The 12,601-nt window shown below is 76.3% G+C and carries 12 protein-coding genes and 1 pseudogene; 5 read left to right on the forward strand and 8 right to left on the reverse strand.

Annotated elements, in window-relative coordinates:
• The first annotated feature begins 89 nt into the window (after window positions 1–89).
• A complete protein-coding gene (gene murA, locus FHL79_RS16860) occupies window positions 90–1,385 on the forward strand; it encodes a UDP-N-acetylglucosamine 1-carboxyvinyltransferase (RefSeq protein ID WP_138759738.1) in 1,296 nt (431 codons plus the stop codon).
• A 21-nt stretch (window positions 1,386–1,406) separates the two neighbouring features.
• Here the strand turns inward: murA and FHL79_RS16865 are convergent, their stop codons facing one another.
• From FHL79_RS16865 to FHL79_RS16880, 4 genes are all read right to left on the reverse strand, one after another.
• Window positions 1,407–1,721 carry a hypothetical protein gene (locus FHL79_RS16865; RefSeq protein ID WP_138759739.1) on the reverse strand — a complete coding sequence of 105 codons (315 nt, stop codon included), beginning with the start codon at window positions 1,719–1,721 and terminating at the stop codon, window positions 1,407–1,409.
• Between the two features lie 96 nt (window positions 1,722–1,817).
• The gene (locus FHL79_RS16870) at window positions 1,818–2,843 is read right to left on the reverse strand and encodes a Gfo/Idh/MocA family protein (protein ID WP_138759740.1); all 1,026 of its coding nucleotides are present in this window, start codon (window positions 2,841–2,843) and stop codon (window positions 1,818–1,820) included.
• A 59-nt stretch (window positions 2,844–2,902) separates the two neighbouring features.
• Window positions 2,903–4,084, reverse strand: coding sequence for a sensor domain-containing phosphodiesterase (locus FHL79_RS16875; protein WP_218938499.1), 1,182 nt, complete (start codon window positions 4,082–4,084; stop codon window positions 2,903–2,905).
• Between the two features lie 66 nt (window positions 4,085–4,150).
• A complete protein-coding gene (locus FHL79_RS16880) occupies window positions 4,151–4,897 on the reverse strand; it encodes a YqjF family protein (protein WP_138759741.1) in 747 nt (248 codons plus the stop codon).
• Window positions 4,898–4,959: 62 nt separating this feature from the next.
• Between FHL79_RS16880 and FHL79_RS16885 the strand changes: the two genes are divergently transcribed.
• From FHL79_RS16885 to FHL79_RS16900, 4 genes are all read left to right on the forward strand, one after another.
• Window positions 4,960–5,733, forward strand: a complete 774-nt coding sequence (locus FHL79_RS16885) for an enoyl-CoA hydratase-related protein (protein ID WP_138759742.1) — start codon at window positions 4,960–4,962, stop codon at window positions 5,731–5,733.
• 70 nt (window positions 5,734–5,803) lie between these two features.
• Window positions 5,804–6,475 carry an endonuclease NucS gene (gene nucS, locus FHL79_RS16890; RefSeq protein WP_138759743.1) on the forward strand — a complete coding sequence of 224 codons (672 nt, stop codon included), beginning with the start codon at window positions 5,804–5,806 and terminating at the stop codon, window positions 6,473–6,475.
• Between the two features lie 65 nt (window positions 6,476–6,540).
• On the forward strand, window positions 6,541–8,244 hold the full coding sequence (locus tag FHL79_RS16895) for a 3-hydroxyacyl-CoA dehydrogenase family protein (RefSeq protein WP_138759744.1): 1,704 nt from the start codon (window positions 6,541–6,543) through the stop codon (window positions 8,242–8,244).
• Window positions 8,245–8,247: 3 nt separating this feature from the next.
• Window positions 8,248–8,553 (forward strand): Rv1322 family protein, encoded by a 306-nt coding sequence (locus FHL79_RS16900; RefSeq protein ID WP_138759745.1) that lies wholly within the window; start codon window positions 8,248–8,250, stop codon window positions 8,551–8,553.
• On the opposite strand, the gene FHL79_RS16905 is transcribed toward FHL79_RS16900, so the two are convergent.
• The 4 genes and pseudogenes from FHL79_RS16905 to FHL79_RS25560 all read right to left on the reverse strand — a co-directional run.
• Window positions 8,547–9,197, reverse strand: coding sequence for a class F sortase (locus FHL79_RS16905; protein ID WP_246080903.1), 651 nt, complete (start codon window positions 9,195–9,197; stop codon window positions 8,547–8,549). The two genes, FHL79_RS16900 and FHL79_RS16905, sit on opposite strands and share 7 nt — an antisense overlap.
• A gap of 11 nt (window positions 9,198–9,208) precedes the next feature.
• Window positions 9,209–10,078: a DUF4397 domain-containing protein gene (locus FHL79_RS16910; RefSeq protein ID WP_171058203.1), complete on the reverse strand. Its 870-nt coding sequence runs from the start codon at window positions 10,076–10,078 to the stop codon at window positions 9,209–9,211.
• A 74-nt stretch (window positions 10,079–10,152) separates the two neighbouring features.
• Window positions 10,153–12,036 (reverse strand): hypothetical protein, encoded by a 1,884-nt coding sequence (locus FHL79_RS16915; protein WP_138759747.1) that lies wholly within the window; start codon window positions 12,034–12,036, stop codon window positions 10,153–10,155.
• Between the two features lie 205 nt (window positions 12,037–12,241).
• A pseudogene (locus FHL79_RS25560) lies at window positions 12,242–12,601 on the reverse strand (hypothetical protein); the annotation flags it as partial.

Genomic DNA, 12,601 nt, shown 5'->3' on the forward strand with positions numbered 1-12,601 from the left:
GGCCGAGCGTAGGAGAAGGACCCCGCTTCCCCCAACCGCTCGCCGCCTCGCAGTCGGGTCCTCCAGCCGGGCCGCCGTAGGGTGGCTGCGTGGATTGCTTCGAGGTGACCGGTGGAACGCCGCTGCGCGGCCGGGTCCGGGTCACCGGCGCGAAGAACAGTGCGTTGAAGCTCATGGCGGCCGCACTGCTGGCCCCCGGGCGGACGACGCTCGAGGAGGTGCCCGACATCCTCGACGTCTCCATCATGAGCGAGGTGCTGCGCCGGCTCGGGTGCGGCGTCAGCTTCGAGCGCTACGCGCCGACCGCGGGCGGCAGCCCGAGCGGTGGCGGCCGGGTGCTCATCGACGTGCCCGAGGAGCCGTCGTCGGAGACCGACTACGACCTGGTCCGCCGGATGCGCGCCTCGATCAGCGTGCTCGGTCCCCTGGTCGCCCGGCTCGGGACGGCGAAGGTGGCGCTGCCCGGCGGTGACGCGATCGGCTCCCGTGGTCTGGACATGCACATCGCCGGTCTCGAGCGGCTGGGCGCAACGGTCGTCAACGAGCACGGCTTCCTGATCGCCACCGCGCCCAAGCTCGTCGGGACGTCCATCTGGCTGGACTTCCCCTCGGTCGGGGCGACCGAGAACCTGGTCATGGCCGCCGCGCTGGCCCAGGGGACGACGATCGTGGACAACGCCGCCCGCGAGCCGGAGATCGTCGACCTGTGCCGGATGCTGGTCGCCATGGGTGCCCTGATCGAGGGCGCCGGCACCTCGACGATCACGGTCGAGGGCGTGCAGGACCTGCGCCCGGTGGAGTACACGACCGTGCCGGACCGCATCGTGGCCGGCACCTGGGCCATCGGCGCGGTGATGACCCGCGGGGACCTGGTGATCGAGCGCGGCGTCGCCGAGCACCTCACCGTGCCGCTGGAGAAGCTGGTCAGCGCCGGCGCGACGGTCGAGCCGCAGGCCGACGGCGTGCGGGTGACCATGACCGACCGGCCCCGAGGGGTCGACGTCGTCACCCTGCCGTTCCCCGGCTTCCCGACCGACCTCCAGCCGATGGCCGTGGCGCTGGCCGCGGTCTCCACCGGCACCGCGCTCATCACCGAGAACGTGTTCGAGGGCCGGTTCATGTTCGTCAACGAGCTGGTCCGGCTCGGTGCCGACGTGCGCATCGACGGCCACCACGCGGTCGTCCGGGGGCGGGAGCGGCTCTCCAGCGCACCGGTGCTCGCGACCGACATCCGGGCCGGGGCCGGGCTGGTGCTGGCCGGGTTGCTCACCGACGGGGTCACCGAGGTGCAGGACGTGCGGCACGTGGACCGCGGCTACCCGGACTTCATCGAGCAGCTGCGCGGCGTCGGCGTGCAGATCGAGCGGACCGAACGACCCGACTGAGCCGGGCAGCCGGCCCGGCCGTCACTTCCCGCCGAAGGAGAGCGCCAGCGCCCGGGCCCGGTCCAGGTCCTCGGGGAAGACCAGCACGTCAGCGCGGTGGGCGGCCGGCTCGCGGATGGTCGACCGGATGCCGGCATCGGAGAGCACAGCCCGCAGCGCCAGGGCCGACTCCTTGCGGGTCAGCGTGGCCACCGGGGTGAGCAGCTCCTCGCGCTGCCGCGGCGCCGAGGAGCCCGAGGCGAACGCCCAGCGCAAGAACACCCCGATCAGGGCGATGGCCAGCAGCGCGATGGCGGGCCCCACGAGGAAGTGCAGGCTCCCGGCGTTGATCGGCACAGCACACCTCCTCGCGCTCGCAGGGTCGTGCAGCCGAGTGTGCCACCGTCGCTCGACGGAGTCCCAGCGCATCGTCTCCCGAGCGCTGGGACTCCACTACAGCTCGACGACGACGCCCTCGGTGGCGCTGCGGCGGGCGGCGTCCAGGACGGTCAGCGAGGCGACCGCGTCCCTGCCCTCGACCGGGAGCGGACCCTCGCCGCGCACCGCGGTGGCGAACGTCGGGTAGAACGCCGACCACGCGCCGGGCACGGTCGGCTCGGTGCTGCTCTCGTCGCCGCGCTGGACCCGGCCCCACCGCTCGGGTGGCTCGGCACCCCAGCCGGCGCCCAGGGTGGCCGGCGTCTGACCGGCGATCAGCGCGGCCTCCTGCCCGTCCATCGGCCCGCCGACGACGTAGCTGCCGGTGGTGCCGGTGACCCGGAACCGGTCGCCCGGCGCGCCCTCGCTCCAGCTGCCGTAGAGGTGCGAGGTCGCACCGGAGGCGTGGGTCAGCGCGACGAAGACGTCGTCGTCCAGGCCGCTCTCCCGGACCCGCCACTGCGCGTAGACCCGCGCGACCGGACCGAGCAGCACGAGCGCCTGGTCGACGAGGTGGGCGCCGAAGTCCAGCAGGGTGCCACCGCCCGAGGCGCCGGGACCGGGGTCGGGGGTGAACCGCTCGAACCGCGACTCCAGGCGGGTGACGGTGCCGAGCTCGCCGCGGTCGACGAGCGCGCGGACGGTCAGGAAGTCGGAGTCCCAGCGGCGGTTCTGGTAGGGCGACAGGGCCAGGCCGAGGCGCTCGGCCCGCTCGACGCTCGACCGGGCCGAGGCGGCGTCCAGCGCGAACGGCTTGTCGCAGACGACGGCCAGGCCCAGGTCGAGGGCCTGGTCGGTGAGCGGCGTGTGGGTGCCGGCCGGCGTGGAGATCGACACCGCCTCGGCACCGGCCTCGGCCAGCTCGGCCAGCGAGTCGAAGGCGCGGGCGCCGGGGTGCTCCCGGGCGAGCAGCTCGCGACGCTCCGCCGACGTGGTCACCACCCCGAGGAACGCACACTCCGGCGCCGCGGCGAGCAGGGGGGCGTGGAACCAGCGGCCACCGAAGCCGTACCCCACCAGTCCGAACCGAACGGGTTCCATGCCGTTGCTCCCTGCCTCGACGACGCCGTGCCACCGATCATGTCGGTCCGCCCGACGGGTCACAGCAGCGGGGCGGGCCGCCCGTAGAGGTGCCCCTGGGCGAACTCCACGCCCAGCTCGCGCAGCGTGGCCGCCTCGGCGGCCTCCTCGACCCCCTCGGCCACCAGCCGGGCGCCGGTGGCCGCGGCGAAGCCCACCATGGCCGCCACCAGCGCCCGCCGGGCCAGGTCGGTGTGCACACCGGCGACGAGGGCGATGTCCAGCTTGATGACGTCGGGCTGGAGCCGCAGCACGTGCCGCAGGCTGGCGTACCCGGCACCGGCGTCGTCGACGGCCAGCAGGACGCCCGCCGCCCGGAGGACCCCGAGGACGGCCACCAGGGCGTCGTAGTCCTCGACCGGGCTGTGCTCGGTCACCTCGACCCCGAGGTCGAGGTGCCGGTGGGCGAGCAGCAGCTCGGTCACCGACGGGCGGAGCAGGGCCTGCGGGGAGAGGTTGACGCCCAGCGGACGACCGGCCGGGAGGCGGGGCGCCACCGCCAGCGCCGCCCGGGCGGCCAGCTCCTCCAGCTCACCCCCGAGCCCGGCGAGCGCCGCGTCGCTGAACAGCTCGGCGGGCCCGCCCGCCACGTCGGGGAACCGGGCGAGCGCCTCGTAGGCGACGGTCGCGCCGGTGGCCAGTTCGACGACCGGCTGGACGTGGGTGACCACCGCGCCCTCGGCCAGCACCGCGCGCACCCGCTCGCCGGGGTCGGCGGGGGGCGGGGGTGCCGGTTCCGCGAGCCGGTCGCTGATCAGGTCGGCGAGCAGCTCCAGCGTCCGGGAGGCCGCGCCGTCCAGCTGGGCGCCGTCGTCCCGGCTGAGGCAGCAGAGCATCCCGATCGGCCGGCCGTCCGGTGCCCGGACCGGCGCGCCCACGTAGGACCCGATGCCGAGCTCAGCGGTGACCGGCAGGTCGCGGGTGCGGGGGTTGCGGCGGGCGGCGGTGACCACCGGCGGCAGCTGGCCGCTGAGCACCCGGACGCAGTAGGAGCCCTCCAGCGAGGGCTCCATGCCCTCGCGCACGTGCATGGCGTCGAGCTCGCCGCTCGCCGCCCGGATCCGCTGGGTGCCCTCGGCGAACGTCGACATCCAGGCCACCTCCATGCCCAGCCTGGTGCGGGCCGAGTCGAGGACGCGGTGCAGCCAGGTCGGGGAGAGGGTGATGGACGGCGGAGCGGAGGACGGCGGGATCCCGTTCACGCCGGGATTGTCGCCCAGCCGGGGCCGCAGCGGAACGTCTGCGACCAGATGTCGCCGCGGCGGCCCTCAGCTCCCGGTGGACCACCGCTGCGGCGGACCGAAGCGGACCGCCACGCCGTCCGAGAAGAGCACGCTGTCCGGCGCCCCGGTGACCGAGGGCAGGCCGGCCGCGGCCAGCAGCGACTCGTCGAGGGTGAGCAGCTCGGCGCGGTGCAGCGGCCACTCCGCGTGCTCGTTGGGCCAGTAGACCGGGCCTCGTCGGCCGGGGCGGTGCAGTCCCCAGCGGGCGGTCAGGAACGTCCCGAGGGGGTCGCCCGGGGGCAGCTGCTCGCCGACCCGCACGTCGATCCGGCTGTGCGCGCCGCGGGGCCCGGGCCAGCGCCGGGTGGAGGTGTAGCCGAGCCGGTCGCCGTCCCGGGTGACCCGCATGCCGGCCCACGTGTAGGGCAGCCGCGCGACCCAGCGGGCGGCGAGCACCGGCAGCAGCCGGGAGGCCTCCAGCGACCGGAAGACGACGCCCCGCCGGCCCTGCTCGTCGACGGAGTACAGCCGCACGTTCGTCTCCGGGAACGACCCGAGCCAGGGCAGACCGGGGGCTCCGAAGAAGCCGATCCGCCGCATCCGGAAGGGGATCAGGCCGACGTGGGTGACACCGTCGAGGAGGTCGGGTGTGGTGCCCGGTGGGAGCAGGGGTGCCACCACCGCGGGGTCCACGGCCCAGTGGAGGAAGGTCAGGTCCCGCCACTGCTGGGTGAAGACGGTGCGCCCCACCGGCCGCGGGGCGGTCGCGGTCAGGGGCTCGGGAGCGGTCACCTGACCAGTGTGGCTCCCGCCCGGGCGTTGCCCGCCGGGCGGCGACGTGGTGGGGTCGCGGCATGACCAGCGACGGCGCACCGCGGACCGAGCGGGACGGCGACACTCTCCGCCTCACCATGACGAGGGGACCCAAGCGCAACGCGCTGTCCCGGGAGCACCTGACCCAGCTGCTGGCTGCCGTCACCGCGGCCGGGGAGAGCGACGCCACCGGGATCGTGCTGGCGGGGGAGGGCCCGGTGTTCAGCGCGGGGCACGACTTCGCCGACGTGGCCGGCCGGCCGGTCACCGAGGTGCGCAGCCTGCTGGCGCTGTGCACCGAGCTGATGGAGACGCTCCAGTCGGTGCCGCAGGTGGTGGTCGCCCGGGTGCACGCGCTGGCGACGGCGGCGGGATGCCAGCTGGTGGCCTCCTGCGACCTCGCCGTGGCCGCCGAGTCGGCCGGCTTCGCCGCGCCCGGCGGCAAGGGCGGCTGGTTCTGCCACACCCCGATGGTCGCCATCGCCCGCAACGTCGGCCGCAAGCGGGCGATGGAGCTGGCGCTCACCGGTGACGTCATCGACGCCCGGACGGCGCTGGACTGGGGCCTGGTGAACCGGGTCGTCCCCGACGACGAGCTGGACGACGCCGTCGCGGACCTGATGGCCCGGGCGACCCGGGGCTCGCGGGCGAGCAAGGCGTGGGGCAAGACGACGATGTACGCGCAGCTCGACCGCCCCGAGCGCGACGCCTACGGGGTGGCGGTGGAGGTGATGGCCTCGGCCAGCCAGCTGCCGGGCGCGGTCGAGGGCATGACGTCGTTCCTGGAGAAGCGCCGGCCGGTCTGGACCGACTGACGGAGGACCCCGTCGGCGCAGCCCGACGCGCCGGTGGCCACCGCGGTCCCACCCGGTAGCGTCGCCGTCCGTGCGTCTGGTCATCGCCCGCTGCTCCGTGGACTACATCGGACGGCTCACCGCTCATCTCCCGCTCGCCACCCGGCTGCTGCTGGTCAAGGCCGACGGCTCGGTGTCCGTCCACGCCGACGACCGTGCCTACAAGCCGTTGAACTGGATGAGCCCGCCGTGCTCCCTGAAGGAGGAGCTGGTGGACGGCGCCGGCACCTGGACGGTGACCAACAAGGCCGGCGAGCAGCTCGTCATCACCATCGAGTCGGTGGAGCACGACCACCGGCACGACCTGGGCGTCGACCCCGGTCTGCAGAAGGACGGCGTGGAGGCCGAGCTGCAGCGCCTGCTGGCGCTGCACGTGGAGACCTTCGGCGAGGGCTGGTCGCTGGTGCGCCGGGAGTTCCCGACCGCGATCGGCCCGGTCGACCTGCTCTGCCGGGACGCCGCCGGCGCATGCGTTGCCGTGGAGATCAAGCGCCGCGGGGAGATCGACGGCGTCGAGCAACTGACCCGGTACCTGGAGCTGCTCAACCGCGACCCGCTGCTGTCGCCGGTCAAGGGCGTGTTCGCCGCGCAGGAGATCAAGCCGCAGGCCCGGGTGCTCGCCGCCGACCGGGGCATCGAGTGCGTGACCGTCGACTACGCCGTCCTCAAGGGCACCGACGACCCCTCGGCCCGCCTCTTCTGACGCAGGGCGCTCCTGCGCCGCCCTGCAGCGGGGCCGGGGTCAGCGGGGGATGGGAGACTGCGCGCGTGGCCAGAGAACTGAGCGAGGTCGGCGTCGTGGGGCTGGGCACCATGGGTGCCGGCATCGCCGAGGTGCTCGCCCGGGCCGGGTTGTCCGTGACGGCCGTCGACGTCAGCGACGACGCGGTGGAGCGCGGCCGGGGCCACCTCGAGCGGTCCACCGGCAAGGCGGTGGCCCGCGGCAGGCTGGCGGCCGCCGAGCGCGACGAGGTCCTCGCCCGCATCCGCTTCTCCACCGACATGGCGGACCTCGCGGTCGCCGAGCTCGTGGTCGAGGCGATCCCGGAGCGGATGGAGCTCAAGGCCCGGGTGCTCACGGCGCTGGACGCCATCTGCCCGCCAGACACCATCCTGGCCACCAACACCTCGAGCCTGTCGGTCACCGAGCTGTCGGTCACCACCGGCCGCCCCGGCAAGGTCATCGGGATGCACTTCTTCAACCCGGCGCCGGTGATGAAGCTGGTCGAGATCGTCCGCACGGTGGTCACCGAGCCCTCCGTGGTGGACGACGTCGAGGCGCTCGCCGCCCGGCTGGGCAAGGTCGGCGTCACCATCGGCGACAAGGCCGGTTTCATCGCCAACGCGCTGCTGTTCGGCTACCTCAACCACGCCGCGTCGATGGTCGAGGACCGCTACGCCAGCCGCGAGGACGTCGACGCGGCGATGCAGCTGGGCTGCGGCCTGCCGATGGGCCCGCTCGCGCTGCTGGACCTGATCGGCATCGACACCGCCCACCAGATCCTCGTGACGATGCACCAGGAGTCGGGCAACCGGCTGCACGCCCCCAGCCCGGTGATCAGGCAGCTGATGACCGCGGGGCTGCTCGGCCGCAAGTCCGGCCGCGGCTTCTACACCTACGCCGGCCGCGACTCCGCCGAGGTCGTGCCCGACGCGCAGACCCCCGCCGCCGGTGACGTCACCGCGGGCGCCCGTCCCGTCCAGCGGGTCGTCGTCGTCGGCGCGACGGCCGAGGCGGCCGACGCACTGCTCGCGGGGCTCCCGGACGGCGGTCGCGACGTCCCGGTGCTGCTGGCCCAGCGGGTGCCGGAGGGCGGGCGCGGGGTGCGCTGGACCGGGGAGGTCGACGAGCTGGCCGACGCCGAGCTGGTGCTGGTGGCCGGGGCCGAGGAGCCGGAGCTGGCGCGCGACGTCTTCGCCGCGGTGGGGGAGGCGACCGGCGCCGGCGCGGTGCTGGCGACGACGTCGGCCACGCCCCCGGTCGTGATCTGCGCGGCGGCCAGCGGTCGGCCCGCCGACGTGATCGGACTGCACCAGGCCGGCCGGACCAGCACGGCCACCCTGGTCGAGGTCGTGTCCTCGGTGTCGACGCGACCTGATGCCGCAGCGACCGGGCACGCGTTCTGCGCAGCCCTCGGGGTGCCGACCGTCAGCAGTCCCGACCGGGCCGGCCACGTCGTCGACGCGCTGCTGTTCCCCTACCTCAACGACGCAGTGCGGATGCTCGAGGCGCACTACGCGACCGCGGACGACATCGACGCGGCGATGGAGCTCGGCTGCGGCTACCCGATGGGCCCCTTCGCGCTGCTCGACGCGGTCGGCCTGGACGTCGCGCTGGCCGTCGAGCGGGAGCTCTACGCCGAGTCCCGGGAGCCCGGGCTGGCCCCGGCGCCGCTGCTCGGCCAGCTGGTCACCGCCGGCCGCCTCGGCCGCACGGCCGGTCGCGGGTTCCGCGACCACCCGAGCCGGTAGGTCGTGGGGCGCCGAGGCGGCTCCCGCCGGGGCCGGACCGGTCCGCCGCCGGCCCGGCGGGCGGCCCAGCCGGTCGAGGAGGCCGCGGACGGCGACTGGGTGGTGCGCCCGCTCACTGGCGCGGCCACCGACAAGACCTACCGGTGCCCGGGCTGCGACCAGGAGATCCGGCCCGGGACGCCGCACGTGGTGACCTGGCCGGCCTACACCCGGGACTCCGACCTCGACCCCTGGGACACCGAGTCGGCCACCGACTGGCGACGGCACTGGCACACCGCCTGCTGGCGCGCCCGCGGCACACGTCACTGAAGGCGGGCGTACACCACCACGTTGTCGGTGTAGCTGCGGCGGGAGCGGTCGAACGCGCCTCCGCAGGTGATCAGCCGGAGCTCCGGGCCGGCCGTGGGGCCGTAGACCTCGGCGGTGGCGAAGTCGGTCTTGGGATAGGCGGCCACCCGGGTCACGCGGAAGGTGTGCGCCTGCCCGTCGCCGTCGGTGACCACCACCCGGTCCCCGGGCGCGAGGTCCTCGAGCCGGGAGAACACCGCCGGGCCGCTGCGGTCGTCGACGTGCCCGGCCAGCACCGCCGGGCCGACCTCGCCGGGGACCGGGCCGGCGGTGAACCAGCCGGCCTGCGAGTAGTCAGCGGGCGGGACCAGCGCTCCGGTCGCGTCGACACCGATGCCGGTCAGCGCGCTGTCGACCCCGATCGCCGGGATCGTCACCCGCACCGGTGCGGCCACCGTCCGCGCCGCCGGTGCGGCGACCACGACCGGTGCCGGCGGGTCGGTGCCGACCGGTGCCCGGGCGCTGGACGACGGTGCCCCGGGGGCTGACAGCGCCAGGGCCACGGCCGTCACCGCGACCACGACGAGGGACCAGCGGAGCCCGGTGAGCGACCGACGGGACCGCCGGTGGTGCCGGCCGGCGGTGCGGCCGGGCAGCGGGCGCACCCGGGGGCCGATCAGGAGGCGGCGTGCCGCGCCGGGCGCCCCCGGCGAGGCAGCCGCACCCGGGACGTCAGCAGCAGCGCCAGCACGGCCAGCGCGGCGACCGCGAGCCGGCCCGCGGGCAGTCCGGCGTCCGTCGCCGTCCCGCCGGCACCGGCCTCCACCCCACCGACCGGGACGACGCCCGGGCTGGCCGCGTCCAGCGCGGCGGTGACGGTCAGCCCGCCGCCGCTGCGGTCGAGGACGACGACCGTGTAGACCGAGCCCGCGTCCAGCGTGACCGGCAGGTCGGTCGGCGCGGCGGAGCTGGGGGTGACGGTCAGGGTGCCGGCGCCGCCGGGCACGTCGACGTAGTCGGTGTTGCGGGCGAACTCGAGCCCCTGGGCCAGGGTGCTGGTGCCGTCCAGGGCCAGCTCCAGGGGCGAGCCGGTCGCCGCGGCGTTGATCACCCGGGCCCGGGACCGGCCCGACGGCGGGAGCGTCAGGTCATCGGTGAGCACGGCGAAGCCCAGGTCGGCGAACAGGCCGACGCCGGCGATCGTGATCGCCTGGCCGGCGGCGACCGTCACGGTCGTGGCCAGCGCCGGTGGGGTGTCCGCCGCGGCGCCGGCCTTGCGGGCGCTCACCGTGTAGGTCCCGGCCGGCACGGCCTGGTACGGGGAGACGTCGCCGTAGCTCACCGCAGGCAGGACCACGCCGACGTCGGGGTCGGACACCGAGTCGATGTAGGCGTCCACCGACGGGGTGTCCGGGGACAGGTGCATCATCCGCAGCAGCCCGGTGTCGCTCGAGGCGGCGGGCGCCGCCGCCGCGGCCGGCAGCCCGAGCGCGCACAGCCCCGCCACGAGCAGGGCGAGCAGCGGCCCTCGGGTCGGCCGGGACATGAGGCTCCTCGCGGGTCGCTGCTTCACAGTGCGGGTGTACTCGATCACGGGCTGTACCGCATCCCCAGCGTCGCTCATCGACCGCCGGGCGGCGTCACGAGCGCGTCGGGGTCGGCCGCCCGGGTGTAGCCGATCAGCAGGCCACCGTCGACGTCGGCGACCCGGTCGGGCAGGAACGGCTCCTGCTGCGCGTCCAGCCAGCGGCGCAGCCGCGTGCCGGCGGCCGGGTCGTCGGCCAGCGGGCGTCCGCCGACCGAGCCGAGCACGACCCGGCGGAGCGCGGCGTCGGCGGGTTCGCCGGGCACCGCCGGCAGGTCCACCAGCTCGAGACCGTCCTGGGCGCCGATCGAGGCGAGCAGCGTGAGCAGCCGTGGGTCGACCTGCCCGGCGGCCATCCGGTCGGCGTCGGCGGTCGGCACCGCGACGGTCGGGTTGGCCAGCAGGGCGGCGGCCAGGTCCCGGCGGGCGGTGAGCTGCTGGGGGGTCGGCGGCACCACCTGCGGGTCGACCACCGCGAGGTCGCCGAACCGGGCGACGACCGGGCCACCCGCGTCCGACGCTCCCTGCCGCACCTGCAGCACCTGGCCCTCCGCCCCGGTCGACGCGGTCCCCGGGGCGTCGCCGCTGGCGCGGACCCGGGCCGGGTCGGCGCCGGCGTGCACCAGCTCGGCCGCCAGCCGGGGCGAGGTGCGCAGGACGGCGCCGTCCGGCAGCTGCTCCGCCGACCAGCCGACGAGGTCCCGGGTGGCCGCGGCACCGAAGTCGTCGGACCGCGTCCTGGCCAGGTCCGCCGCGGCGGCCGTCCCGGCGCCCAGCAGCAGCACCCCGGCGACGACGCCGACCGCCAGCAGCGCCCGCGGTCGTCCCCGCAGCGCGGGGGCGGAGACGGCCTCCGCGCTTGCCGCGGCGAGCGCGCCGAGGAGCAGGGCGCCCAGCGGCAGGCAGAGCAGCAGCGCCGGCAGCCGGCCGGACGGCGGGGCCACGGCCAGCAGCGCGGTGGCCACCAGGGCCGCACCGGCGGCCCGGGACCTCGGCAGCCGCCAGACGGCCGCCAGGCCCACCGCGACGAGGACGGCGGTGACCACGACCAACCGGGTCGGCGTCCCACCCCAACGCTGCGGGTCCGCGACCTGCGGGTCCCACCGCTGCACCAGCACCCGCAGCAGGCCGAGCAGCACGACGCCGGCCAGCGCCGCGCGGATCCGCCGACCCGGGGTGCGGGCGGCGAGGACCATCGCGGCGGTCCCGCCCGCGGTCAGCAGCAGCAGGGCGTCCGGGGCCAGCAGCACCGCCAGCACCGCGGCGAGGACGGTGAGCACGGGCAGGACGGCGGGTGGTCGCCGGCTCGTCGACGCCCAGCCGGCGACCCAGCCGGCGAGCACGAGCCAGCCGACGGCGAAGGCCGCGGGGGTGGCCGTCGCGTGCAGGGAGGCGAACACCGGCAGCGCCCCGAGGGCGAGGACGCCGACGGCGCACGCCCCGTGGGGGACGTCGAGCCGGTGGGCGGTGCGCCAGAGCAGCACCGCCGCGCCGAGCAGGAGCACCAGCAGCAGCTCGCGCTCGGCACCGACGAGGGTGGCGTGGCGCTGGAAGGCACGGGTCACCGTGGCGTAGACCGCGGTGTGCAGGGCACCGAGGCCCGCGGGGGAGAGCGCGTCCGGTCCGCTCACCCCGCGGAGCAGGGCCGCGGCCGGCCCGGCGAGCGCGCCGTCCTCGGGCAGCGTGCTGCCGCGCAGGCCCCGGGCGGCGACCAGCCCGACCACGACCAGGGCGGCCAGCGGCCAGAGCACCCCGCTGCGGTCGCTGCCGTTGCGGGTGGGGACCGTCGCCGCGGCCCGGTGCCGCCCCGGGACGGTCGGCGGGCCGGAGACCGCCGCGGGGGACCGGTCGTCGGGAGCTGCGGCGTGCGCGCCGTGGGTCGCCGTCGGCGGTGTCCGGAGCGCCGGGGACTCGGACACGGTGCTGCTCCTCCCGCGACTCGGCGTCGGCCCTGGCCCGGAGCCGCCGGGGGCGGGCGGTCCCACGCACCGGCAGGCTCCGCTCCGGGGCCACCCGACTACCGTCAGCGACCGACCCTGGCACGTCCGCCCGGCCACGGCCACCGGGGACGACGACGGCCCCACCCGGAGCGGAGGGGGCCGTCGGCGCCGGACGAGGAGCGGGTCAGCCCTGGCTCGGGGGCACCTGGCCGCGCTGACCGGCCGGGACCGGCGGGGTGGTCGGCTCCGAAGCCCGGGTCGCCGGCGCTCGGGTCGGCAGCGGCGGGGTCTGCCGCGGCCCCGGCTGGGGGCGCTGCTGGACCTGGCCGGGCTGGACCGCCGCCTGCTGGGCCGTCGTAGGGTGCGCCGGGGGAGGCGTCCGCACCTGGCGCGGCGGCTGCACGGCGCCCTGCTCACCGGTCGCCGCGACTGCCTGGGCAGCAGGGCGGGGAGCGTTCTGCGGAGCCTGCTGGGGCGCGGGCTGGGGCGCGTGGCCGTTCGCCGGGAGCCGGACCGCCTGGGTCTGGGTGACCGAGGGCTGGGG

Source organism: Modestobacter altitudinis (assembly GCF_005930475.1).
GTDB classification, from domain to species: domain Bacteria; phylum Actinomycetota; class Actinomycetes; order Mycobacteriales; family Geodermatophilaceae; genus Modestobacter; species Modestobacter altitudinis.